The organism is Terricaulis silvestris, assembly GCF_009792355.1.
Lineage (GTDB): Bacteria > Pseudomonadota > Alphaproteobacteria > Caulobacterales > Aquidulcibacteraceae > Vitreimonas > Vitreimonas silvestris.
The window spans coordinates 384,846-409,808 of sequence record NZ_CP047045.1 but is presented as its reverse complement, the minus strand read 5'-3'; the positions used below and the strand labels follow the sequence as shown (position 1 = coordinate 409,808).

Genomic DNA, 24,963 nt, shown 5'->3' with positions numbered 1-24,963 from the left:
CGATGCAGCGAGAAAAGCGCACTAAGCGCCGCGCAGCGCATCCAACACAGCTCGGAACGGGATTGCCCCTTCACGCAGCAGCTTTACCTCGCCGCCAGTGAGATCGATCACCGTGGACGCCATGCCGATCGGCGCCGGCCCGCCATCGATCAGCAGCGCAGGCTCGAACTCACTGCCCGCGAACGCCGCCTGCGCGCTCGCTGCGTCAATTGCCGGCGGCAGGCCGGACGCGTTAGCGCTGGTGGTGGTGATCGGATGCCCGAGTGCACGCGCCAATGCCGGTCCGAACGGATGCCCCGGCACGCGAATTCCCACGCCCGGAAATCCCGCCTGTAACCGCGCCGGCAACACGTTCTTTGACAAGCACACCATCGTCAACGCGCCCGGAAAAAACGCGTCCGCCAATGTGCGCGCGCGATCGTCGATCTCCACGAACGCCGCCGCCTGCTCCAGATCGGCAACGCACAGAGAGAGCGGTTTCGCCGCCGGCGCCCGTCCTTTGGCGCGATCGGCGCGGTCCAGCGCTGCCTCCGACACCGCGCTGACCGCGAGCGCATAGACTGTATCCGTCGGATAGATCACAGCGCCGCCAGCGCGAATCTCGTCCGCCGCTCGCGTGACCGCCGCGTCGAAATTGCCAAGATCTATGACCTTCACGACGCAGCGCGCCGCAACACCGGCGTCGCCAACCGCGCCGCAACAAGCCCACGCACGGCGTTGCCGACAAAGAACCCGCGCCCCAGATCAGCCGCGCGCAGATCGCCCTCGCGCGCGCGACCGCTGGCGATGAGGTCCGCGCGCAACACGCCCGGCAACAGCCCGCGCATTAACGGCGGCGTCACCAGCATGCCATCACGCTCAACAAACACGTTGGTGAAACTGCCCTCGGTGACGAAACCCTCACCATCCAAGAAAACAACTTCGTCAGCGTCCGAACCGGCCCGCGCGTCGTCGTAGAAGTCGCGCAACGTTGTCTTGTGGCGAAGCCTGAAATCCCGCGCATCGACGGGTAAAGGCGCCACAGCCACGCTCGCCCCCGCAGCCGGAAACGCCGGCAGCGGCTTCAGCTCAATACGCGGCAACCCATCCGCGCCAAGCAACAAGCGAACCACGCTCGGCGCCGCACCAGCTATTGCCGCCGCGATAGCGTCACGAATGCCCGCCGCGTCGAAGCCAAAACCAAACGTCCTCGCCGACGCCTCCAGCCGCGCCAAGTGCAACTCGATCCAGCTCACGCCCGCGCCCGGCTCGAACCGCATCGTCTCGATCAAATCAAACGCCGGCGCGTTGGCGGTAATGAAAGCGCCCTTGGTGCGGCACTCCTCCCATTCGCCGTCCAGTGTGGAATCGGCAACCACCGCCGCGCCCAGGCCAACCTCCGCGCGCGCGCCATCGATCGCGATGGTGCGGATCGCCACGTTGAACTCCGCTGATCCATCCGGCGCCATCCAGCCGATCGAACCTGTGTACGCCCCACGCTCATCAGTCTCAAGTTCGTCGATGATCTCCATGGCGCGGATCTTGGGAGCGCCAGTGATTGATCCGCACGGAAACAACGTGCGCAGCACATCGACGGCGTCGTATTTATCCTCGATCTCAGCCTTCACCGTCGACGTCAGCGTGTGCAGGGTCGGATAGGTCTCGACCTTGAACAGCTCCGACACGTGCACCGAACCGCGCTTGGCCAGGCGTGAAATATCATTGCGCAGCAGATCGACGATCATCACGTTCTCGGCCAACTCTTTCGGATCGCGCCGCAACGCCTCCGCCACCAAGCGATCCGCCTCCGGATCGCTACGCCGCTTCGCCGTGCCCTTCATCGGTCGCGCTTCGATGGCGCCGTCGGACAAACGGAAAAACAATTCCGGCGATGTCGACAGCAGCCATTGATCGCCATTGTACACGACAGCGCTCCACCCACCCTGCCCAGCGCCGCGCAGACGCGCGTAAGCCGCCAGCGGATCGCCCAGCACCGTGAGATCGGCGCGGTAGCTGAGATTGATCTGATAGACGTCGCCATCGGCGATGTAGCACTGCGTGCGCGCGAATTTCTGCGCGTAAGCCGCGCGCGTCATCCTCGGCCGCGGCGCGGAGAGCCACGCCCCGGCGCCATCCGGCAAAGCCCGCTCCAGCGCTTCGCGCGTCACCAGCTCGGCGCGCTCGAACAGCCCAAACCAGACCAGCGGAAACGCCCCGGCATCGCGCCGCTTCACGCGCGCCGCCAGCCGCGGCTCGAACTCGTGCCCCGCCTCGTAGCTGAACCACCCCGCCGCATGGCGCCCGCGTTTCAGCCCCGCCCGCAGCGCCTCAAGCGCCGGCGCAACCTCATCCAGCGTCCAAGCCACGACCGTCTCGCACGGCCCAGTAAACAACCGCGCGACGCTGCCGCCAGGACGGGCGTCTTCAAACAAAACAAACGGGTCGCTGTCAGAAAGCAGCTTCAAGTCCAATCGCTATCAACACGCCGCGCTCTATCGCGGATGCGCTGGAATAGCTTGGAAATTCAGCGGCGGACAGGCCGCCGGCGGCTCAGGACTGTGCGATATCGCCCAGCATGGCCGCGGCGCGGAGCAGCTCTGATTGGACGACGGCGGCCAATCCTTGGGCGCCGTCGTCGAGTTTGCTCGCCAGCTCCGTCAGCAGGTCGCCGATGTCGGCGCGCCCTTGGGCGTCGGCCAGGATCGCGGTCGCCGTGATGCGCTCGCGCAAGGCTTTGCGCGCATCCTCGTTATCGACTTCAAGAACGCGTACGCGGAGCTGACGCAGCGCGGCGTGAAGCGGCGGTGGCGTCCCTACGTGCGCGTGCCGGCGGCGCTCAAGGAAGAAATAGCTGAAGGCGTCGCCGCGACGATCCGGCCCGAAATAGTTGAAATGGTCGACCCAACGAAGGCCCTGCGCTGCGAGCTTCTTCAGGCTTGTCATCAACGACGCGCGGGTCCCCGAGTCATCCTCGTGGCGGCGTTCGAAGAATCGCACCTGGAACCGGTTTGAACGCCGATCCGGGCCGAAATAGCTTTGACGGTATAGCCAGCGCACGTGCCTACTCCTGCACGCGGTCGTCGCTCAAAAAGCTTTCATTCACGCTAATCGGCGCGAAAAACGTGAGGGAACTTGAGGAATTGGAAGGCTGGCGGTGGACGCAGTCACGAGTGAACCGGTCTGGCCTGTAAAAACAGGCAAATAACGAGGAAATCAGCGAATTACACCCCCTTTTTGCAGCCGTGGCAGCGGTTTTCGCAGAGAAGTCAGTGGCTCAGACCCGAGGACCGTGCCGAGATAACGGGACTGATCGCCGCCCGCTTGGAGCCCATGGCTGACGGGGTGTCGGCCAAAGCGACGGCTGCAGCGCGGCAGCGTCCGTAATGAGGAGGCCCAAGGCGCGAGCAACGGCGATTTTTCGTGCGGCCTCAGCTTCACTTTCAGTCGGTAGCAACACGCGCACCGCTGGATCGATGCTGGGAATCGTCCGCTGCGGCGTGACCTGAACATCGCGAGGCAGCTGTTGGGCGACTTGAGCGAATCCAACGTCGGGTGCGGCGAATATGGCGAACCAGGCAGCTGCGAAGGCAATACCACGTGCGCATCACTTGTTTCCCTTCGGTTGTTTCTCTCAAACATTGAATCTAGTCAGCCGGCCAACGACTGGCAACGACCGTATCCGGCGCACCATAGGCCGTTCTTCCTGGCAGATGCGCTGCAAGCGTTTCATGTTCACGAGGCGGGCGATAGTCGGCGACCTGATTTCCGCGATGTTTTAGTCGCTCCAAACCTGCCCTTCGCTGCCACCACGGCGCGAGGCTAAAGTTCGCCGGGAACGGACGTTGAGAGTCCGAGCAATTGAGCGCAGATTTTGTTGAGATGAGTTGGCGGATCACAATCACTTTTCCGAAAATGGTCGGCGATGAAGGCAATGACCTGCTTCATCGTGTCCGCAATCTTGGAGAAGCGCTCTATGGCCATTTTGGCGTTAGCGGCGGCGGATTTGTTGACTTGCAGAAAGCCGATAGCGCGACAACGACGCTTGTCGTGGAGCGAGTTGGCAAGCGTGACGTGAGCCGCACGCTCCAAGTTGTCCGGCAACTGGCCTCGAAGCATTTCCCCGAGCGCACTCCGGAAATTACCAAGGAGAAAGCGGCTGCTTAGGGCCAGCAGCGATTTGGCTTGACAAAGCCGCGCCCTAAATCAAAAAGTTAGTCATCGCTACTTTTTGTCGAGGGGAGCAAAATGATCCTAACTCGGACGTGGCTTGCCGCATTTGCCGGCGCAATTTGTCTCGCCCCGCTTCAGGCGGTCGCGCAGGAAACGGCCACCAACGACGACATTATCGTCACCGCCCAGAAGCGCGAGCAGAACGTTCAAGACGTGCCCATCGCGGTCAGCGTCCTCAACGCCGACACGCTTGCGGACAACCACGTCACCGACGTGATGGATCTGAACGCGTTAGCGCCCGGCCTTCAGATCAAGACCGATGACAACGCGGCCAATCCAAAGATCTTCATCCGCGGCATTGGCTTGAACGATTTCAACCCCAACACCGCAGGCGCCGTCGCGCTTTACTCGGATGGCGTCTATGTCGGCTCGCCATTGGCGCAGATGAGCCAGTTCTTCGATCTCGACCGCGTTGAGGTTTTGCGCGGACCGCAAGGCACGCTCTATGGCCGCAACACGACAGGCGGCGCCATCAATCTCATTAGCCGGCGGCCGACACAGTCTTGGGAAGGCGACGCCAATTTCGAAGCGGGCGAGTTCGGCTCAATGTCGATTGACGGCGGCGTTGGCGGCCCACTCGTGGACAACCTGCTCGCGTTCCGCGTGGCCGCGATCTACACCGTCGATGACGGCTACACCACCAATCGTCTGACCGGGCATGAAGGCAACAACGCCGATCGCGGCAGCATCCGCGCTTCGTTGTTGTGGACGCCGGCAAACAATTTCGAAGCGCTCTTCCAGGCGCGTTACGCTCGCTCGCAAGGCGGCTCGATTTGGGCCTACAACCGCTCGCTGCTGCCGGCGACGCCTGAAGCGACCGGCCCCGACGGTTTCTGCGCCCCGGGCTTCTACACATCGGGCCAATGCACCGATCTCGGCGGCTACGCCAACACCAGCAACGATCTCTACGCCGGCGACTATCACCTCGAAGGCCAAGACGATGTCGAAACCTATGGCGGTTCGGCGATCTTGACTTGGGATCTAGGCGCCGTCTCGCTCATTTCCGTGACCGGTTACGATCACGCCGATCGCGACGATGTGGAAGATACGGACGCGGGCCCTACGGACATCATCACTGCGCGGTATCGTGCTCAACAATGGGCCGCGAGTGAAGAATTACGGCTGCAATCCAACGGCGATGGCCCGGCGACCTGGGTGCTTGGCGTCTATTTCGCGCACGACGATCTATCGACGAATTCGTACTACGATGTCTTCCGCGTGGCGAACACTGGAGACCCGTTGGACGCTCCAGTTCTCGCGGGCCTAGGCATCGGGGTATTCGCTTGGCCTTTCTCGCAAGAAACGGATTCGTACGCCGCGTTCGGGCAATTGGACTACGCGCTCACGGACCGGCTCACCGCAACAATCGGTCTGCGCTATTCAGCTGACGAGAAAACCTTCGACTACCAATCGCTCTACTCGGTGCAACCCGATACGGCGCCGGACCTTCCGGCCTTCATCGATCTCCACGACAGCGACACGTTCAGCTCGGTCTCCGGCCGGCTTGGGCTCCAATACGCGCTGAGCGATGACATCAATCTCTATGCGAGTTACAATCGCGGCTATAAGAGCGGCGGCTTTTTCGGCGGGCAGACCGTCGATCCGGCCACGGTCATTCCCTATGACGATGAAGTCGTGAACGCTTACGAAATCGGCATGAAGACGGAGCTGTTCGACCGCCGCCTGCGCGCTAACTTCGCGGCGTTCCACTACGACTATCAGGACCTGCAGGTTTATACGCTGGTAGTCAGCCCGGATCCGCCCTTCCTGACGATCCAGCAGTTCACCAACGCTTCGAACGCTACCGTCTCCGGCGTAGAGGCCGAGCTCTCGGCTTCGACTGCCGAGGGCCTCGATCTGTCGCTGACGGCCGCCTACCTCGAAGCGACCTATGAAGACTTCAGCTCCGAAGGCGACGACTATTCGGGCAACACACTGCCCAATGCGCCAGAGTTCAGCCTGACGGCCTCGGCACAATATGAATGGCCGGCGTTTGGCGGCAGTGCCCGCGCACAAGGCGACGTCTCCTACCGGAGCAAGGTTTTCTACGACACCCGCAACGTGGAACGCCTCTCCGACCCTGAGCGCACCTTCGTCAATGCGCGTCTTGGCTGGACGACGCCGGATGAGCATCTCGAGGTCGGCATATTCGGCCGCAACCTGTTCGACGAGACCAACATCAGCGACATCATTCCCATCGAGGGTCTGGGCTTCGATCTCTTCAGCATGGGCGCGCCGCCTTCCGCCGGCGTCTTCGCGCGCTTCAACTACTGATGAGCGACGAGACTAGGCCAGATTGGATCGGCCCACGGCCAAACGCTGCGCAAATATTCGCGATCATGTTTGTCGGCGTCACCGGCATCATGATCGCGGGTCTGCAACCCCTGTTGCTCGGGGGCCTGGCGCAAGAAGGCCGCCTCACGGCGGCTGAACTCGGACAAACCGCGACCGCCGAACTCTTGACCATGGGCCTGACCGCCGCACTCGCCGGCGTCCTGCTGCGCCCTGCGCGCCTCAAGATCATCGCGATTGCGGCGCTCATCGCTTTGGCGGTCATCGACACGCTGACGCCCCTAGCGCGTGGTGAGATGGTGACGCTCGCTCGCGCGGCGGCCGGCGTGCCGAGCGGCGTGCTCATCTGGGTGACAATCTCGATGATCGCGCGCTCGCCGACGCCCGAACGCTGGTCTGGCGCCTATCTCACCGTACAGACGCTCGCGCAATTCCTGCTCGCGACATTTCTCACCGCATTCATTGTGCCGCGCTACGGCGCCGACGGCGGCTTCATTGCGCTTGCCCTCTTCTGCCTCGTCAACGTCGCCGCAACACTCCTGCTACCCGCCGAATTCGCGCCGCTAGCGCGCCAAGAGAGCGGCGGGCGATTGCCTAACGCGCGCGGCTGGGCCGCACTTGCGGTATCGTTTCTCTATATCGCCTTCACGATCGGGGTTTGGGTTTATGCCGAACCCTTGTCGCGCCAAGCGGGACACGGGTCCGCTATTGCGGGCCAAGCCGTGTCACTTTCGCTCGCCTGCCAGGTCGTCGGCGGATTCGCGGCAACCGCGCTAGCGGGGCGTATCAATTGGCTCGCCGCCTTGCTTGTCTGCGCCCTCGTGAACCTCGCTCTCTTTGCCGGTTTTGCCGCGCTGCCAGGCCCTGCCGTGTTTCTTGCCCTTGCCGGTGCGTTCGGTTTCGTCTGGCTGTTCGCCTCGCCATTCCTCGTGCCTATGACAATAGAAGCCGATCCGACGCGGCGTGCGGCGGTGCTGATGGGCGGCGTACAGCTGGTCGGCGGCAGCTTCGGGCCGCTCTTCGCATCCTTCTTTGTCACCGATGCGGATGCGCGTGGCGCGCTAGCGTTCGGCGCCGCAAGCCTCGTCCTCGCCATGGGCATCGTTTTGGCACTACATCAAACGCGGGCGCGCGGGGCAGCCGTAGAGGCGGCGTCATGACCAACGCCCGGCGCAAACCCAAGCGCAAGCCGGTGCGCGAACCTCAGCAAGCACGCGCCGTGCAGACGCGCGAGCGCCTCTTGGACGTCGCCGGTGAACTTTTGGCCGAAGTCGGCATCGAGCGCATCTCGACCAACATGATTAGCGCGCACGCCGGCGTGACGCCGCCGACGCTCTATCGCTACTTCAAGGACAAATACGCCGTGCTTGAAGCGCTCGGGCAGCGGCTGATGGACAGGCAGAACGCCGTCCTCTTGGCCTGGCTTGAAAAGCATAAAGGCGGTGGCGCCGATGCTTATGCCGACAACGTCGAAGACCTTTTGCGCGACACCGCCGCGATCACGGCTTCAGAACCCGGCGGCATCTGGATCGAACGCGCACTCCGGGCTGTGCCGCAATTGGCGCATGTGCGCATAGACTCTCACCGCAGCGTCACCGACGCCATGCTGGAAGTCTACGCACCACTCCTTCCGGACATGGACCCAGACCTGTTGTGGCGGCGCATTAGGCTCTCGGTCGAATACGGTTACGCGACAGACGAGATGCTCAGCGAAGAAGATCTGATACCTCGGGAAGAAATTCTTCGGGAAGCCGCGCGCCTACTGCGCTGGTCGTTGCGCGATGCCGAACCATGAGCGCGTGGTCGAATTGGTCCGGCAGCGTTCAAGCGCGGCCAAGTGAGATCGCGCGGCCACGCACCGAGGCCGAACTCGCCGCGATAGTCTCGCGCGCTGACAAAGTCAGGGTTGTTGGGGCGGGTCACTCCTTCATGCCGCTTTGTGAAACCGAGGGCGTCCTTATTTCGCTCGCCGATCTGGAAGGCGAGATCGAGTTCAACGCCGACCGGACGTGCGTCTGGGCCCCAGCGGGCTGGAGTCTAGCGCGGTTGACGGACGCGCTTTGGCGCGAAGGCGTCTCCTTGATCAATCAAGGCGACGTCAATCCTCAAACGCTTGCCGGCGCCATCGCCACGGGCACACACGGCACCGGCGCGGAGCTTCGCTCGCTCTCGACCGCTGCGCGCGCGTTTCGCCTCATGCTTGCCGATGGATCAGTCGTAACCGCCAACGCCGACGAACGTCCCGGCTTGTTCCAAGCGCAACGCCTGTCGCTTGGTTTGTTGGGTGTGGCCACGCGCATTAAGATCGATGTCCTACCAGCCTACTATCTCGAGGAACGCGTCACGTCGTTGCCGCTCGATGAAATCGCCGAACGTTGGGATGAACTTGCGGCGACGCATCGTCATGCGGAGTTCTTTGTCTTTCCGTACGGCAAAGACGCGCTTCTGAAGACGCTGCAGCCCACCGCGGCGGAGGGACCGTTGAAGCAGATGACGGACATAGATGAGAGTCCGTTTCGCCTTGTCTGCGACATCTCAGCGGCGGCGCCGTTTCTGACGCCGTTCTTGCAAGCTCGTCTCGTGAGCAAAGGCATCCGTCAGCGCCGCGTAGGACCCGCGTTTCAAATCTTTCCCTCGGAACGGACGATCAAGTTTGAGGAAATGGAATACGAGTTGCCGCGCGCCAATGGTTGGCCAGCGCTTCGCGAAGTGATTGCATGGATCCGGAAGAAGAGCCTTCCCGTGGCGTTTCCGTTTGAGTTTCGGCTGTGCGCCGGCGACGACATCTGGCTCAGCCCCTTCAACAAGGGCCCGGGCGCGTCGATCTCAATGCATCAATACGCCAAGATGCCATGGCGCAAGATCTTCAGCGAGGCCGAACAGATATTTCGCGCCCACGCTGGCCGGCCGCATTGGGCCAAGCGCCATACTTTGAACGCCGCCGACGTTGAAGCCCTCTACCCCGACGCGCGCAGCTTCAACTCCGTGCGCGCCGCTCACGATCCGGGCGCCAAGTTCGCCAACGCGCACTTAACGGCGTTATTCGCGGGCTCCTGATGCTCTGAGGATGGGCCTTGTTCGGGCGGTCGGTACCTATAGCGGCTGGTCCGCGCGGATTTTGTGTGGGCGGCATATTGGCTGTTCGGCAAGAAATCCTAGAGATCCACGCGGAGAGAGCGCCCAATGTCAGCTTCGGGCCAATCTCGGTCGTCGCGACAACAGCTTATCAATGGCGCGACGCAGGACCATTCCGGTTGATCGTAGTTTCTCCAAAATCCTGTGAGTTCAACTGATCGACGCAACACGTACCTTGGATCGAGGTCGTGGAGCGAAGCCAGCAATGGACGCGTTAACCGAAGCGACCTCGCGTATGTCGGCTCGATTACGATCGATAGCGCGCTCTTGGACGCCGTGGGGTTGGGCCCTGGCGAAAAGGTGCTGGTGGCTTCAAACACGTCCGGGCAAGGCTTGAAACCTATATCATTGCCGGCGAAGCGGGCTCCGGCGAGATTTGCATGAACGGCGCGGCCGCCCATCTCATCAAGACCGGCGAAGAGGTCATCATCATGGGGTTCGAGCTCAGCGGCGAGCCGATCATGCCTCGCGCCGTTTGCTCAATGCGCAGAACAAAATCGTCCGCGCCCTCACCGAAACTCCCTCGCAAGTGGCGTATAGCAGCAGAGGCGTTTCGTCCGACCATTCCCAAAGACCGACAGAGGGTGCGCGCCGCTGCAAGCGGACATTTGAAGCGCCCTGATTGCAGAAAACAGACCTTCCCACCGCTCACCGATCGCCTTGGCAGCTTAGCAGTCCATCGCGAGCGGCGAGCATAATCTGCTTTGCGAGCGCCGCGTCGCTGCTTGTCTGAGCGGCGAGCACGGTGGCGCCCACAAGCGCCGAAAGCGTAAGCATTGCCTCTTCTCGCGGGCAATCGAGCGCTTTGGCGATACGTCCCACCAGACGGCGAATGCGCTGGGCATATGCTTTCTGGATGTGTTCGCGCCGAGCGACTTCGGGACCCAGCATCGCCATCGGACAGGTAGGGCTGTCGGTGCGCGGATCGCCCTTGAGGAAACGCTGAGTGTGACGCTCAAACGCGGCGTCGTCGCCGAGCGACGTCATCAACTCGTAAAGTTCGTCGAGTTTCGCATCGATGGCGCAGATGCAGGCTTGTTCGACGAGATCTTCCTTGTTGGTGAAGTGCGCATAGAAGCCGCCGTGCGTCAGGCCGCTCTCGCGCATGATCTCATCGACGCCTACGCCGTCGACGCCTCGCTCCTGAAACAACCGGCTTGCGGTTTCGAGAATGCGATCGCGCGTCTCTTCTTTGCGTGTCGCCGCGACACGCGCCGCAATCGCCACTGTCATTCCGACCTCCTTCGACGTTTCCTCAGATGTTTTTATTGTTACGGCTGAAATCCCATACACGTGTTGCCTCTATTTAATAGGCATCAGGTCAATTTATTTCACCCTCTCTCCGCATCCCGCCTTGAAGCCGGCGCCGCACCGCCCAAATACGCTGCCGGCCCAGGAATGACGTCCGTCATATAATATGACGATCGTCATTTCCACACCAGGCCGAGGGATTTTCCGGGGACCGGCTCATGCTGCGCTTCAACACCTCCTCATTCAAACTCGGCCCCAAGACGCGCTGGGGCGCGGGGCTCGGCGCAATTGCCGGGATCGGCGTCGCCGCGGCCATGGTCGCGGGCGGCGCGCAATCGCAAGAGGCGGCGCCGCCCCCGCCGACAGTCACAGTGGCGCGCCCGCTCGTGCAGGACGTGGCGGAGTGGACGGAGCACACGGGCCGCTTTGTGGCTTCAGCCGACGTCGAAGTGCGCCCGCGCGTGAGCGGTTATCTGCAGCAAGTACACTTCCGGGAAGGCCAAGTCGTCCGTCAGGGCGATCTTCTCTTCACCATTGACGCCGCCCCGTTCCGCGCCGCCGCCGATCGCGCCCGCGCTGACGTTGCGCAAGCGGAAGCCTTACGCGCCCGCGCCGAAAGCGAGTTCGCCCGCGCGCAAACGCTGCTTAGCCTCGACGCGATTTCGCAGGAAGAGTTCGAAGCCCGGCGCGAAACTGCAGCGCAAGCCGCCGCCGCGAAGCTGGCGGCAGAGGCGGCGCTGCGGACTTCGCAGCTCGACTTCGAATACGCACACATCCGCGCGCCCATCACCGGCCGCATCTCGGACGCTCACGTCCACGCGGGCAATTTGGTGCGTGCCGGCGAAAGCGTGCTGACACGCATCGTCTCGCTCGATCCGATCCATTTCGAGTTCTCGGCGCCGGAATCGCTCCTCGCTGCCGCGAGCACGAACCCCCAAACCGGCGAGCGGCACGTGTTGCTGCAGCTGGAGGGTGAGGGCGAGTTCTCGCACCAAGGCCGCATCGACTTCATCGACAACGCCGTCGATCCGCAAACCGGCACCATTCGCGGCCGCGCTGTGTTCGCGAACAACGGCCAGTTCACGCCGGGCCAGTTCGGACGCGTGCGCATCATAGCGCCGGACGCAGCACCTTCCGTGCTCGTCCCGGAAGTCGCAGTCGCCGCCGACCAGACGCACCGTTACGTGCTTGTCCTGAACGACGAGAACGTCGTGCAGTACCAAGCCGTCGAACTCGGCCCCCGCGCTGGAGATGGCTTGCGCGTGGTGCGCACCGGCCTCGATGGCGACGAGCGCGTCGTCATCAACGGCCTTCAGCGCGCCTTCCCCGGCTCAACCGTCACGCCGCAACCTGGCGAAGTCACGTTCACTTCGCAGCCCGCCCGCGAAGGCTAAGGCCCCCCTCTTCAAGGCATACTTCAATGCGATTGTCGCACTTCTTCATCGCGAGGCCGATCTTCGCCTCGGTGATCTCGATCGTCATCACGTTCATGGGGATTCTCGCGATCCCTACGCTGCCGCTGTCGGAATATCCCGAAGTCGTGCCGCCGACGATCACCATCAATGCGAGCTATCCAGGCGCCAGCCCGGAGACGATCGCCGAAACCGTCGCCGCGCCGATCGAACAAGCGATCAACGGCGTCGAGGGCATGACTTACGTGTCATCGCACTCGACAGCCGATGGGCGCCTGCTGATCACCGCGACCTTCGCGCTCGGCACCGATCTCGATGACGCGCAGGTACAGGTGCAAAACCGCATCTCGACGGCTGAACCGCGCCTCCCAGAAGAGGTGCGCCGGTTAGGCGTCGCCGTGCAGAAATCGGCCGGCTCGTTCCTGCTCGTCGTGCACATGCTCTCGCCCGGCGGGCGCTACGACCAGACCTACATTTCCAACTACACCACGCTCAATGTACGCGACCGCCTCGCCCGCATCGAAGGCGTGGGCGACGCACAAGTCTTCGGCGCGCGCGACTATTCCATGCGCATCTGGCTCGACCCGGAAAAGATCGCCTCACGCGGCCTCTCAGTAAGCGACGTGCTCGCGGGCCTACGCCGCCAGAATATCCAAGTCGCCGCCGGCGCCATTGGCGGCGAACCCCAGCCCAACACCTCCGCCTTCGAACTCACCGTCGAAGCGCCGGGGCGCCTCGTCGATGCGGAAACGTTCGCCAATGTCGTCGTCGCCACCGGCACGGACGGCGCGCTTGTGCGCGTTTCCGATATTGGCCGCGTCGAACTCGGCGCCGCGGACTATTCCTCCGCCGCTCTGCTGCGCGGCGAGCCCGCCGTCGCCATCGGCATCTTCCAACGCCCTGGCTCGAACGCACTCGCGACGGCGGAAGAAGTCATCCACACCATGGAGGAACTCTCCGCGACCTTCCCCGAAGGTCTCCAACACGAGGTCGTTTATAACCCCACCGAGTTCGTCGAATACTCGATCCACGAAGTCGAGGTGACGCTCATCATCGCCGTCGCGCTCGTCGTGCTTGTGGTCTTCATCTTCCTGCAAAGCTGGCGCGCGGCCATCATCCCGGTGCTCGCTATCCCGGTTTCGGTGTTCGGCACCTTCGCCGTGCTGGCGCTGACGGGAGGCTCGATCAACACGCTCTCGCTCTTTGGTATGATCCTCGCCATCGGCATCGTCGTCGATGACGCCATCGTCGTGGTCGAGAACGTCGAGCGCAACATTGCGCGCGGGCTCTCTCCCGCGGAAGCAGCACGCGTGTCCATGACGGAGGTTGGCGGCGCCCTCATAGCTATCGCGCTTGTGCTAACGGCAGTGTTCGTGCCGGTTGGCTTCATCAGCGGCGTGGCCGGCGCGTTCTACCAGGAGTTTGCGCTTACCATCGCCACGGCGACGCTCATCTCCTGCTTCGTCTCGCTGACGCTGTCGCCCGCCCTTGCCGCCGTTCTGCTAAAGCCGCACACGCAAACCGAGCACGACCGCACCTGGAAACCGCTGCAGCGCTTCTTCGATCGCTTCAATGGCGGCTTCAATACCCTCTCGGATCGCTACGGCCGCACCACGCAGGTGATCGTGAGCCGTACTCCACGCGTCATCGGCATCTACCTTTTGCTGCTTGCCGTCACGGGCGCTGCCTTCTTCTTCTCCCCCAAAGGCTTCATCCCCGCGATGGATCGCGGCTACGGCTTCGCGCTCGTGCAACTGCCGGAAGGCGCCTCGGTGCAGCGTACGCGCGCCGTCGTCGAGGAAGCTTCGCGCCGCATCCGCGCGGTCGAAGGCGTCGCCAGCGATCCTGGTTTCGTGGGCCTCAACGCCGCGACCTTCACGCAAGCCACGAACTCCGCCACCATCTTCTTCGGCTTCACGCCATTCGACGAACGCGTCCGCTCTGGCCGCGGCGCCGATGAAATCCTGAACGACGTGCGCCAATCGCTCTCCACCATCCAGGAAGCGCAGACGCTCGTGCTGGGCCCGCCGGCCGTGGACGGCATCGGCAACGGCTCAGGCGTCAAGATGATGATCCAGGACCGCGGCGAGCACGGCTATGCCGCGCTCTCTGAGGCGTCGACGGCGATGATGATGGCAGCGAACCAAACGCCAGGCGTCGGCGGCGCGTTCACACTGTTCGAAACGCGCACGCCGCGGCTGCGGCTCGAGATCGACCGCGACAAGGCCGAAGCGATGGGCGTACCCGTCTCCGAGATCAACCAAGCGCTCGAAGTCTATCTCGGCTCGGCCTACGTCAACGACTTCAACTATCTCGGCCGCACCTTCCGCGTGACGGCACAAGCGGACGGCCAATTCCGCGCCGGCGCCGAAGATCTCGGCCGCTACTGGGTGCGCAACAGCGAGGGCGCCATGGTCCCGCTCTCCACGCTGGTGACAGCGACGGAAACGGCCGGACCGCAACGCGTGCCGCGCTACAATCTCTACCCCGCGGCCGAGCTCATGGCGGAAGCGGCGCCTGGCACGTCGTCATCGACGCTGATCCAGCGCTTGGAAAACGTTGCCGCCGAAGTGCTGCCCGCGGGCTTCAGCTTCGAATGGACGGAAATCGCCTACATCGAGCGCACCGAATCCGGCAACACGCTGATTGTGTTCGTGCTCGCGGCCTTCTTCGTCTTCCTAGTGCTCGCCGCACAGTTCGAAAGCCTGACGCTGCCCATGGCCGTCATCCTCATCGTGCCGATGTCCATTCTCGGCGCGCTGGCCGGGCTCTTTATACGCGGACTCGACGTGAACATCCTGACGCAAGTCGCGCTCATCGTGCTCGTCGGCCTCGCCGCCAAGAATGCGGTGCTGATCGTCGAATTCGCCAAACAGCTCGAGGATCACGAAGGGCTATCGCCAAAGGACGCCGCCATCCGCTCGGCCGGCCTGCGCCTCCGGCCCATCCTGATGACGTCGCTCGCCTTCATCCTGGGTGTCGTGCCGCTCGTGCTCGCCAGCGGCGCCGGCGCCGAGCAACGCATCGCCATCGGCACCGCCGTGTTCGCCGGCATGATCGGCGTCACCTTCCTCGGCCTGCTGCTGACACCAACCTTCTACGTGATCGTCCGCGAGTTCGCGTCGCGCTTTGCCCGCCCCAAACCCGCACCAGAAACGGTCTCTGCTGAGTAAACGCCCATGACCACCAAGCTCACCTTCGCCGCCGTCGCGCTCGCCGCCTTCCTCGCCGCTTGCGCCAGCGATCCGAACCCTGACGCCGCGCCGGCGCTGCAAACGCTGCAGCCAGCGTTCGCAGCCGCGTCGGCGGAGCAGACCGCGCCGCAGACCGATTGGTGGCGCGGCTTCGGCGACGCGACACTCGATCGGCTCGTTGATCGCGCGCTGGTCGAAAACCGCGATCTCCTCGCGGCCGAAGCGGAAGTCCGCCGCGCCCGCGCTATTGCCGGCATTGAAGGCTGGCAGCTCCTCCCGTCCGCCAACGTCTCCGCTTCCGGCGGCCGCACGCGCGACATCAACCCGGTCGCAGAGCAAGACTTCGCCGCCACCGGCGCCGACATCTCCTGGGAGCTCGACGTGTTCGGCCGTCTCCGTCACGGCGCCCGCGCCGCGAGCCGCGAAGCACTGAGCGTCGAAGAAGCCCGCCGCGGCGTCCGCGTCACCATCGCCACCGAAACCGCCGTCGCCTACGCCACCCTGCGCGGCGCCCAAGCGCGCCTGCAAGCGGCGCAAAACAATGCGGAGTCGCAACGCCAAACCGTCATCCGTATCGAAGCGCTGCGCGAAGCGGGGCGCGGCAGTCCGTTCGACGTCGCCCGCGCGCGCGAACAATACGAAACCACCGCTGCCCAAGTCGCGACGATCGATGGCGAGCTTTCCGCGGCCCGCAATGCACTCGACGTGCTGGTGATGGGCATTCCCACCGACATTGACCTTACTCTCGCGCCCGTCCCTGCCCCGCCGGCGCAGTTCGGCTTGGGTTCACCCGAAGAGCTGCTGCAACGTCGCCCCGACATTCGCCGCGCCCGCGCCGTGCTCGAAGCCGCCACCGCGCGCACCCAAGCCGCGCGCGTTGATTGGTGGCCACGCATCTCACTCTTCGGCGTCGCCAACTGGATCGGCGCTGACTTCGACGCGGTTGGGGATAGTGACGGCTTTTCCTTCACGGTCGGCCCGCGCATCGATTGGCCAGCGCTCGATTTCCGCCGCAACATGCTGCGCACAGAGGCGGCGCGCGCCAATGCGGAAGCGGAGTTCTACCGCTACGATCAGATCGTCTACGCCGCTGTGCGCGACGTAGAGACATCCTTCACCAATCTCCAAGCCGCCTCGCGCTCAACAGAAAGCCTAACCCGCGCCGCCGAAGCAGCCCGTGAAGCCGCGCGCATCTCGCGTCTTCGCTATCGCGAAGGCATGGAATCCTTCTTCAGCGTGCTCGACGCCGAGCGCCGCCTTGCCGAAGCCGAAGATCGACTGGCGCTGGCGAGCACCCAACGCGCCATTGCCTATGTGAGACTCGGTCAGGCGCTCGGAGCTGGCTGGTCCGACTAATCCCATGTGTGGACGGCGCCCCGCTGGCAAGGAAAATCTCTGATCATGCTTGGCGGTGCGCTCATGTGTCCGGCCTGTTTACGCGACGCGAGCGCCGCTGGAGCGAGGCGCGGAGCCGGTGCATCGCGAGCACGCTTTGCTGCTCCACCGATTTCACTTCTGCGACCGCATCGTCGGTCGGGTTACCGCTTCGCAGATGGCCTCGGCATCAGCGGCATCATTCTTCTGGCTCTTCACATATAGTTTTACGTACGCCGGCGGCATCAGCTTCACCGGGTGCCCTAACGCACCCAGATCGCGCGCCCAATAATGGGCGCTGGCGCACGCCTCGATGCCGACCAGACACCGCGGGAGATTTGCAAAGAACTCTCGGACCTTCGCGCGCGTGAGACGCTTTCAGAATACGACGACGTCTTCGGCATCGACGCCATGCGCCTGAAACACGTTCTTCGCGATATCGAGACCCACTGTGACAACGGTCTGCAGCTGCCCTCCTTTGACGGAGTTGAACCTTAGATCGGGTTCACCGCCGCGGGTTGGGTGCCGTCCACAGCATCAATTGCGGAAGTTGATCGACGCCGAGCGCGCGCTTTCTTGAAGGAGACCTTGGGCGCTGCGATTGGGCCAGATATGCGAGATAGTTGGTAGCGAAGCAGCTTGACCCAAACAGTCTATGTCAGCGCGCCGTAGGGATTGAGCGACCCGACGGCGGCCAAGCCCAGTGGCGGGGATCGGAACAGATCGGGCGGCAGTGGATGTGATGCTGTGTCGTTCCGACTACGCGTGCGACCTCGGCGACCTTTCGGTCACGAGCGCGGTGTTCTCCATCTCGGTGGTCCCGGCGGCGCGAGTCAGCACAAGTGCGAGTTCGTCGCGATCGACCGGCTTGGTCAGCACCGGGCAGCCGGCGAAGCGCGGTTCGATGGCGCCGGCGTGGTAGCCGGTCATGAAGATGATCGGGATGCCCAGGCCGGACAGTTGATCGGCGAGAGGATAAGCAAGCTCACCGGCGATGTTCACGTCGAGCAACGCCGCATCGACTCCCACAGTGACGGCATCGGCGGCCTTACGCACACCGGTGAATGGACCGAGGACCACGCCACCCAGCTCCCTGATCAGTTGGCTGGTCATCATCGCGATGAGCGGCTCGTCTTCCAGCACCAGTATTCTTCGGTCCTTTAGGCTGCCCGCGGCAGGCTTCTGGGTGCGGCCCTCGCGACTCGCAAGCTGCTGTGCCTCGCCTGTTTCCACATCAGCAAAATGCCTGCTCGGCAGCGAGAACCGGCAATGCAAGCCGTTCGGACGCCAATCGCGTTCGATGCGCCCGCCCAGCTGACCGGTCACACTGGCTTCGACGACTTTCGAGCCAAACCCCTTCTTCGAAGGTTCTATCACGGCGTGCGGACAATCTTCACGCCACTCCATGAGCATCGTTTCTCCGTCGATCCGCCAAGCCACAGTCAGTTTTCCGTCGATGTCGGACAAGGCGCCGTATTTCGCCGCGTTGGTCGCTAATTCGTGGAGCGCAAGAGCTAGGTTTTGGGCCACGGCCGGCGCGATCGAGACCGCAGTGCCACTGATGCTAACGCGCCCGTTCTGGCTGTAGGGCGCGAGTTCTTCGTGCATGAGGCTTAGGAGATTTGCGCCGCGCCAACGCGATTCCGAAAGCAGGTTGTGCGCCGTCGCCATCGCCCGGACGCGCCCCTTTATTGCCTCAGCAAACCGCACGTTGTCGTCAACCGGCGTTAGGGCAACGATGGACTGAATGACGGCAAGGGCATTGCGGGCGCGGTGATCGACTTCGCGGGCGAGCAGCTCTTGCCGCTCCGTCGCCGCCTCGAGCTCGGCCGTGCGCTCGGCCACACGCTGTTCGAGCTGGCCGTTCATGCGCGCGAGCGCACGGGTCTTGACATAGAGATCGACGAACACCCGCACTTTGGCGCGCAACACTCCCGGTACGACAGGCACGGGCACATAATCGACCGCGCCAAGTTCGTAACCGCGAAGACTATCCATCTCCGTGACATTGATCGCCGAGATAAAGATGATCGCCGTGTCCTTGAAGCGTGGATGCTCTCGGATCATCTGCGCCAGCTCGAAGCCATCGAGATCGGGCATGCAGACATCAACCAGGATCACCGCGACGTCGTTCTTCAGCAGCAATTCCAGCGCCTGCTTGGCGCAGTTCGCTTTCAGAAGGTTTTGGCCAAGATCCTCCAGAATGAGCTCGTAGCTCATCAGCTTACCCGGCTGGTCGTCGACCAGGAGAATGTTGACGCGCTCGGCTAGCCCCAGATCACCTGACATCAACGGTGCAGCCACATGCGCAGCGCCGATAGCAACTGCTCGGTGTTGACGGGCTTAGCGAGATAGTCAGACGCGCCCGCTTCCAGGCATTTCTCGCGGTCGCCCTTCATCGCTTTCGCTGTCAGCGCGACAATGGGCAAGCGGCGATGTGCGGGGTTTTCGCGGATTTTCTGCGTCGTCTGATAGCCGTCCATCTCCGGCATCATGATGTCCATCAGGACGAGCGAGACTTCCGGCGTCGATTCCACGATGTCGATCGCTTCGCGCCCGGTCGTCGCCGTCAGCACTTGCATGCCGCGGCGTTCGAGCAGGCTGGAGAGAGCGAAGATGTTGCGGGCGTCGTCGTCCACCAGCAGCACGGTGCGGCCGAGCAGGTCCTCGTCCGAGCCATGCAGACGCTCGAGCATGCGCTGCTTCTCCGTTGGAAGGTCGGAGATCACGCGGTGCAGGAAGAGCGCGGTTTCGTCGAGCAGGCGCTCGGGCGATTCCACGCCCTTCACGACAATGCTGCGCGCCATGGTGTGGAGCCGCGCGTCTTCCTCCGCCGAGAGTTCGCGGCCGGTGAAAACGACAACGGGGACATCCGCCGTCTGCTCCTCGCGCATGCGCTCGAGCACGTCAAAACCGGACATGTCGGGCAATCTGAGATCGAGCACCACGCAATCCCAATCGTCCTCACGCAGATTGCGGAGCGCATCCTCGCCTGTGGCGGCGGATTCGATTTCGACGTCGTCGTGTAGTAGCAATTCGCGGATCGAGAATTGTTCGGTGGGATCGTCTTCCACCACCAAGAGCCGCCGCTTGCGCGGCTTGGAGAAATCGAGCACGCGGTCGATGGCGCCGCTCAGATCGCCGGCGGCGATGGGTTTCGACACGAAGCCGAAGGCGCCGCGCGCAAGGCCGTGCTGGCGGTCTTCGTCGAGCGTCAGCATCTGCACGGGGATGTGCCGCAGCATCGGATCTTGTTTCAAGCGCGACAGCACCGTCCAGCCCAGCATGTCCGGCAAGAACACATCGAGCGAGATCGCCGTTGGCTTGAACATGCGCGCAAGCTCCAGCGCCTCGCCGCCCGTCATCGCGACCAAAACCTTCAGACCCTTGTCCTTGGCGAGGCCAGCGACGATGCGCGCGTAGTGCGGATCGTCCTCCACGATGAGGAACGCAGCGTCGCCCGGCTCGATCTCGTCGCGGTCGTCGGCTACGCGATCCGCCACCGACGGCGCGCGCACCATTTGCGACATCGAGCCTTGCGCTTGTGGCGCAATCCGTGCCGGCGGGTTGGCGCCGACATAGGCGATCGGCAGATAGAGCGTGAACGTCGAGCCTTCGTTGGGATTGGAGCGCAACTGGATTTCGCCGCCGAGCAACCCGGCAAGCTCGCGGCTGATCGCGAGCCCGAGGCCAGTGCCGCCATAGCGGCGGCTGGTGGAAGCGTCGGCCTGTTGGAACGCCTCGAAGATGATGCGCTGCTTTTCGAGCGGGATGCCGATGCCGGTGTCCGACACCGTAAACGCCACAACCAGCGGCGCTTGCGACAGCACCGGGTGCCGCGCGTTCCAACCCTCGGCCGCCGCTGCGAGATCGAAACGCACGCCGCCAGCTTCGGTGAATTTGAACGCGTTCGAGAGCAGGTTCTTCAGGACCTGCTGCAGACGCTTGGAGTCCGTGAGGATGCTCCGCCCGATCGCCGGATCGATATGGACGTCGAATGACAAGCCGCGATTGTCCGCTTCGTGACGGAAGGGCGCCGCGACGCGATCGACCAGGTTCTGGAAATAGAGTTCTTCCGCTTCGACAGAGACGGTGCCGGACTCGATCTTCGAGAGATCGAGGATGTCGGAAATCAGGTTGAGAAGGTCTGTGCCGGCGCCGTGAATGGTGCGGGCGAATTCGACTTGCTTGCCCGTCAGGTTACCGTCCGGATTGTCGGTGAGCTGCTGACCCAGGATCAGGATGGAGTTAAGCGGCGTCCGCAATTCGTGACTCATATTGGCCAAGAATTCGGACTTGTATTTCGACGTAAGCGCCAGTTCCGCGGCCTTTTCTTCAAGCGCGCGACGGGCTTGTTCGAGTTCCTGGTTCTTGCGCTCGACCTCGACGTTGCGCTCGGCGACTTGCTGGGCCTTTTGCTCAAGCTGTTCGTTAGTTTGCTGCAGTTCGCGTTGCTGGGTTTGCAGTTCGCCGGCCAGTTGCTGCGACTGGGTCAGCAGGCCCTCGGTCTGCATCGTCGCTTCGATAGAGTTCAGCACGATGCCGATCGAGGCTGTGAGCTGTTCCAGAAACGTCGTCTGCATGGTGGTGAAACCACCCGCGGCCGCGAGTTCGATCACCGCCTTGACCTGGCCTTCGAACAGAACCGGGAAGACGATAATGTTGCGCGGCGGCGCGCTATAGAGGGCCGAGCGGATCGGCGCGACGTTCGCCGGGACATCGCTGATGAACATGCGCCGGCGATCAGCCGCGCATTGGCCGACAAGCCCTTCGCCCAAGCGCAAACGCGGTGCGTGGCCATATTCGGGATCGTCGGCGTAAGTCGCCAAGAGCCGAAGCATCGGTTCGCCGTCGTCGGTGCTGAGCTGATAGATCACGCCTTGGTGCGCATCGACGAGCGGCGCCAGTTCCGACAGAAGCAGGCGGCCGACGGAGGTAAGGTCACGTTGGCCCTGCAGCATGCCGGTGAACTTGGCGAGGTTGGTCTTCAGCCAGTCTTGTTCGGTGTTGCGATCAGTGGTGAGGCGCAGATTGCCGATCATCGTGTTGATGTTGTCTTTGAGTTCGGCGACTTCGCCGCGCGCATCCACTTCGATCGCGCGTGTCAAGTCGCCCTTGGTCACGGCGGTCGCGACCTCGGCGATGGCGCGCACCTGCGTGGTCAGGTTGGCGGCGAGCAGGTTCACGTTGCCGGTGAGATCCTTCCAGGTGCCGGCGGCGCCCGGCACGTTGGCCTGGCCGCCGAGACGGCCTTCGACGCCGACTTCGCGCGCAACGCTCGTCACCTGATCGGCGAACGTGGCCAGCGTGTGCGTCATATTATTGATGGTGTCGGCGAGGGCCGCGACTTCGCCCTTCGACTTCACAGTCAGATTCTGTTGCAAATCGCCGTCGGCGACGGCGGTCACAACTTTGACGATGCCGCGGACCTGTTCGGTCAGGTTCGCGGCCATGACGTTGACGGTGTCGGTCAAATCTTTCCAGGTGCCGGCGACGCCGGACACCTGCGCCTGGCCGCCGAGCTTGCCTTCGGTGCCGACTTCGCGGGCGACGCGCGTCACTTCGGACGCGAAGGCGTTCAATTGGTCCACCATCGTGTTGATGGTGTTCTTCAGTTCAAGGATTTCGCCCTTCACATCGACGGTAATCTTGCGGCTCAAGTCGCCGCGCGCCACGGCCGTGGTGACTTCTGCGATGTTGCGGACTTGCGTCGTGAGGTTGGCGGCGAGCAGGTTGACGTTATCGGTCAAGTCCTTCCACGTGCCGCCGACGCCGGGCACGACGGCTTGACCGCCAAGGCGCCCTTCGGTGCCGACTTCGCGCGCAACGCGCGTCACTTCGCCGGCAAAGGCGTTGAGCTGATCGACCATCGTGTTTAGCGTTTCCTTCAGCAGAAGGATTTCGCCGCGCACATCGACGGTGATTTTCTTTGAAAGATCGCCGTTGGCGATGGCGGTGGCGACCTCGGCGATGTTGCGGACTTGGCCAGTCAAATTGCCGGCCATGAAGTTCACGTTGTCGGTCAAGTCTTTCCAGGTGCCGGCCACGCCTGGCACTTCGGCCTGGCCGCCTAGCTTGCCTTCGGAACCGACTTCGCGCGCCACGCGCGTCACTTCGGACGCGAATGAGTTTAGCTGGTCCACCATAACGTTGACGGTGTTCTTCAGCTCCAGGATTTCGCCTTTAACGTCGACCGTGATCTTGCGGCTCAAGTCGCCTCGCGCCACGGCGGTCGTCACTTCGGCGATGTTGCGGACTTGGCCAGTCAGGTTGCCGGCCATCGAGTTGACGGAGTCGGTCAAGTCCTTCCATGTGCCGCCGACGCCCGGCACTTGCGCCTGCCCGCCGAGCTTGCCTTCGGTGCCGACCTCGCGCGCCACCCGCGTCACTTCGCCGGCAAAGCGGTTGAGCTGATCGACCATCGTGTTGATGGTCTCTTTCAACTCGAAGATCTCGCCCGAGACGTTAACGGTGATCTTCTTCGACAAGTCGCCATTGGCGATGGCGGTCGAGACCTCGGCGATATTGCGGACTTGGGCCGTCAAGTTGCCGGCCATGAAGTTCACGTTGTCGGTCAAGTCCTTCCACGTGCCGGCGACGCCCGGTACTTGCGCCTGACCGCCAAGCTTGCCTTCCGAGCCGACTTCACGCGCAACCCGCGTCACTTCCGACGCGAATGAATTCAGCTGGTCCACCATCGTGTTGACGGTGTCTTTCAGTTCCAGAATTTCGCCGGAGACGTTGACGGTGATCTTGCGGCTCAAATCGCCGCGCGCGACGGCGGTCGTCACTTGCGCGATGTTGCGGACTTGGTCGGTAAGGTTGCCACACATGGCGTTGACGGAGTCGGTCAAATCCTTCCAGGTGCCGGCGACGCCCGGGACGATGGCTTGGCCGCCGAGTTTGCCGTCGGTGCCAACTTCGCGGGCGACGCGTGTCACTTCAGAAGCGAACGAGCGCAGCTGATCCACCATCGTGTTGATGGCTTCTTTCAGCTGCAGAATTTCGCCGCGCACATCGACCGTGATTTTCTTCGACAAGTCGCCGTTGGCGACGGCGATCGTGACTTCGGCGATGTTGCGGACTTGGCTGGTTAGGTTGTCGGCCATGGAGTTCACGGATTCCGTGAGCTCCTTCCACACGCCGGTCACCTCACGGACCTGCGCTTGGCCGCCGAGCTTGCCTTCGGTGCCGACTTCGCGCGCAACGCGCGTCACTTCCGAAGTAAACTCGCGCAACTGCCGGATCATCGTGTTGACGATTTTCGCCGACCGGAGGAACTCGCCCTTGAGCGGGCGGCCATCCACTTCGAGCCGCACCGTTTGCAGCAAGTCACCCTGCGCCACGGCGCCTACGGCGCGCGTGACTTCATCGGTCGGCCACAAGAGGTCGTCGATCAGGGTGTTGACCGAGCCTTCCATCTCGCCCCAGGCGCCAGCCCGGTTGACGAATTTCACCCGCTGTTTTGTGCGCCCCTCGCGACCCACGGTGTAGCCAACCCGCTCGAGTTCGGCCGCCATACGCTGGTTGGAGGCGGAGATTTCGTTGAAGGAATCCGCAACCTTGCCAATCACGCCGGTCCAGTCCCCCGGCAAGCGCGTGGAGAAATCGCCGACCTTCATGGATTGAAGGGCTTGCAGCAACTCGCGCAGCTGGCCTTCGGTCAATGGTTCGTCAGGGCCAGTTCCATTGCCGTTGCCACGCCGGGTCTGAACCGCAGCCGCCTTCGCTTCCATGCACGTCGCTCCCGCCAGGGCCGTCCGCGCGCCAAACCGCTCTGGCACACGCTCGTGGGGCAGACATACGCATACATCCCCCGCGGAACCTCAAACGCCCAGTCGGTTCCTTAGGTTCCCAGACGATTTCGGATATTTTTCGTAGGATCGAAGTCCGCATCCGATGACGGCATGGGCGGCAATTTCCACGCCGCCAACATGAAGGCCCCCTCGCTTTGACCGCCTGGGCGCCATTGCCCAACTTGGTGACTCGAGCTGCTTCTTTCGCGCGCAAAAGGGATGTCCAAGGCCCTGCGATGCAGCGCCAATTACTCCGAGCTCTAGTCCGAAATTGCCCTCGCACGGGCCGCTTAAGTGCGC

The 24,963-nt window shown here is 63.1% G+C and carries 14 protein-coding genes and 2 pseudogenes; 9 read left to right on the top strand and 7 right to left on the bottom strand.

The features are described 5' to 3' along the window. Positions 1 to 21: 21 nt before the first annotated feature. From DSM104635_RS01910 to DSM104635_RS01900, 3 genes are all read right to left on the bottom strand, one after another. A complete protein-coding gene (locus DSM104635_RS01910) occupies positions 22 to 657 on the bottom strand; it encodes an L-threonylcarbamoyladenylate synthase (RefSeq protein WP_158764572.1) in 636 nt (211 codons plus the stop codon). Beyond that, a complete protein-coding gene (gene pabB / locus DSM104635_RS01905; protein WP_228445799.1) occupies positions 654 to 2,444 on the bottom strand; it encodes an aminodeoxychorismate synthase component I in 1,791 nt (596 codons plus the stop codon). Before pabB ends, DSM104635_RS01910 begins: the two co-directional genes overlap by 4 nt. Positions 2,445 to 2,529: 85 nt before the next feature. Beyond that, positions 2,530 to 3,036, bottom strand: coding sequence for a hypothetical protein (locus DSM104635_RS01900; protein WP_158764571.1), 507 nt, complete (start codon positions 3,034 to 3,036; stop codon positions 2,530 to 2,532). Positions 3,037 to 3,837: 801 nt separating this feature from the next. Here DSM104635_RS01900 and DSM104635_RS01895 point away from each other — a divergent pair. The 6 genes and pseudogenes from DSM104635_RS01895 (at position 3,838) to DSM104635_RS20150 (ending at position 10,334) form a co-directional block, all read left to right on the top strand. After that, positions 3,838 to 4,143 carry a hypothetical protein gene (locus DSM104635_RS01895; RefSeq protein ID WP_158764570.1) on the top strand — a complete coding sequence of 102 codons (306 nt, stop codon included), beginning with the start codon at positions 3,838 to 3,840 and terminating at the stop codon, positions 4,141 to 4,143. Between the two features lie 81 nt (positions 4,144 to 4,224). Next, positions 4,225 to 6,483 (top strand): TonB-dependent receptor, encoded by a 2,259-nt coding sequence (locus DSM104635_RS01890; protein ID WP_158764569.1) that lies wholly within the window; start codon positions 4,225 to 4,227, stop codon positions 6,481 to 6,483. Further along, entirely contained in the window at positions 6,483 to 7,661 is a 1,179-nt protein-coding gene (locus DSM104635_RS01885; RefSeq protein WP_158764568.1) for an MFS transporter, read from the top strand. The genes DSM104635_RS01890 and DSM104635_RS01885 overlap by 1 nt, the downstream gene beginning before the upstream one ends. Then, the gene (locus DSM104635_RS01880; protein ID WP_158764567.1) at positions 7,658 to 8,296 is read left to right on the top strand and encodes a TetR/AcrR family transcriptional regulator; all 639 of its coding nucleotides are present in this window, start codon (positions 7,658 to 7,660) and stop codon (positions 8,294 to 8,296) included. The genes DSM104635_RS01885 and DSM104635_RS01880 overlap by 4 nt, the downstream gene beginning before the upstream one ends. Beyond that, positions 8,293 to 9,558: an FAD-linked oxidoreductase, L-gulonolactone oxidase family gene (locus DSM104635_RS01875; RefSeq protein ID WP_158764566.1), complete on the top strand. Its 1,266-nt coding sequence runs from the start codon at positions 8,293 to 8,295 to the stop codon at positions 9,556 to 9,558. Before DSM104635_RS01880 ends, DSM104635_RS01875 begins: the two co-directional genes overlap by 4 nt. Before the next feature lie 222 nt (positions 9,559 to 9,780). Next, positions 9,781 to 10,334 (top strand): annotated as a pseudogene (locus tag DSM104635_RS20150) (aspartate 1-decarboxylase). Here the strand turns inward: DSM104635_RS20150 and DSM104635_RS01865 are convergent. Next, entirely contained in the window at positions 10,285 to 10,869 is a 585-nt protein-coding gene (locus tag DSM104635_RS01865) for a TetR/AcrR family transcriptional regulator (RefSeq protein WP_158764565.1), read from the bottom strand. The pseudogene DSM104635_RS20150 and the gene DSM104635_RS01865 sit on opposite strands and share 50 nt — an antisense overlap. A 236-nt stretch (positions 10,870 to 11,105) precedes the next feature. Between DSM104635_RS01865 and DSM104635_RS01860 the strand changes: the two genes are divergently transcribed. From DSM104635_RS01860 to DSM104635_RS01850, 3 genes are read left to right on the top strand one after another with little or no spacing between them, the layout of a single operon-like run. After that, positions 11,106 to 12,281, top strand: a complete 1,176-nt coding sequence (locus DSM104635_RS01860) for an efflux RND transporter periplasmic adaptor subunit (RefSeq protein WP_158764564.1) — start codon at positions 11,106 to 11,108, stop codon at positions 12,279 to 12,281. 26 nt (positions 12,282 to 12,307) lie between these two features. Then, a complete protein-coding gene (locus DSM104635_RS01855) occupies positions 12,308 to 15,472 on the top strand; it encodes an efflux RND transporter permease subunit (RefSeq protein ID WP_158764563.1) in 3,165 nt (1,054 codons plus the stop codon). Between the two features lie 6 nt (positions 15,473 to 15,478). Continuing rightward, the gene (locus DSM104635_RS01850) at positions 15,479 to 16,849 is read left to right on the top strand and encodes a TolC family protein (RefSeq protein ID WP_158764562.1); all 1,371 of its coding nucleotides are present in this window, start codon (positions 15,479 to 15,481) and stop codon (positions 16,847 to 16,849) included. A 76-nt stretch (positions 16,850 to 16,925) separates the two neighbouring features. On the opposite strand, the pseudogene DSM104635_RS19835 reads toward DSM104635_RS01850, so the two are convergent. The 3 genes and pseudogenes from DSM104635_RS19835 to DSM104635_RS01840 form a co-directional block, all read right to left on the bottom strand. Continuing rightward, positions 16,926 to 17,335 (bottom strand): annotated as a pseudogene (locus DSM104635_RS19835) (IS110 family transposase); the annotation flags it as partial. Between the two features lie 291 nt (positions 17,336 to 17,626). Then, positions 17,627 to 19,156, bottom strand: coding sequence for a response regulator (locus DSM104635_RS01845; RefSeq protein ID WP_158764561.1), 1,530 nt, complete (start codon positions 19,154 to 19,156; stop codon positions 17,627 to 17,629). Further along, on the bottom strand, positions 19,156 to 24,603 hold the full coding sequence (locus DSM104635_RS01840; RefSeq protein ID WP_158764560.1) for a HAMP domain-containing protein: 5,448 nt from the start codon (positions 24,601 to 24,603) through the stop codon (positions 19,156 to 19,158). The genes DSM104635_RS01845 and DSM104635_RS01840 overlap by 1 nt, the downstream gene beginning before the upstream one ends. Between the last annotated feature and the right edge of the window lie 360 nt (positions 24,604 to 24,963).

Excerpts from the sequence above, each read along its gene's own strand:
- DSM104635_RS01875 (WP_158764566.1), top strand. The coding sequence starts at position 8,293 with ATGAGCGCGTGGTCGAATTGGTCCGGCAGCGTTCAAGCGCGGCCAAGT.
- DSM104635_RS01840 (WP_158764560.1), bottom strand. The coding sequence starts at position 24,603 with ATGGAAGCGAAGGCGGCTGCGGTTCAGACCCGGCGTGGCAACGGCAAT.
- DSM104635_RS01890 (WP_158764569.1), top strand. The coding sequence starts at position 4,225 with ATGATCCTAACTCGGACGTGGCTTGCCGCATTTGCCGGCGCAATTTGT.
- DSM104635_RS01885 (WP_158764568.1), top strand. The coding sequence starts at position 6,483 with ATGAGCGACGAGACTAGGCCAGATTGGATCGGCCCACGGCCAAACGCT.
- DSM104635_RS01855 (WP_158764563.1), top strand. The coding sequence starts at position 12,308 with ATGCGATTGTCGCACTTCTTCATCGCGAGGCCGATCTTCGCCTCGGTG.
- DSM104635_RS01860 (WP_158764564.1), top strand. The coding sequence starts at position 11,106 with ATGCTGCGCTTCAACACCTCCTCATTCAAACTCGGCCCCAAGACGCGC.
- DSM104635_RS01880 (WP_158764567.1), top strand. The coding sequence starts at position 7,658 with ATGACCAACGCCCGGCGCAAACCCAAGCGCAAGCCGGTGCGCGAACCT.
- DSM104635_RS01865 (WP_158764565.1), bottom strand. The coding sequence starts at position 10,869 with ATGACAGTGGCGATTGCGGCGCGTGTCGCGGCGACACGCAAAGAAGAG.
- DSM104635_RS01845 (WP_158764561.1), bottom strand. The coding sequence starts at position 19,156 with ATGTCAGGTGATCTGGGGCTAGCCGAGCGCGTCAACATTCTCCTGGTC.
- DSM104635_RS01850 (WP_158764562.1), top strand. The coding sequence starts at position 15,479 with ATGACCACCAAGCTCACCTTCGCCGCCGTCGCGCTCGCCGCCTTCCTC.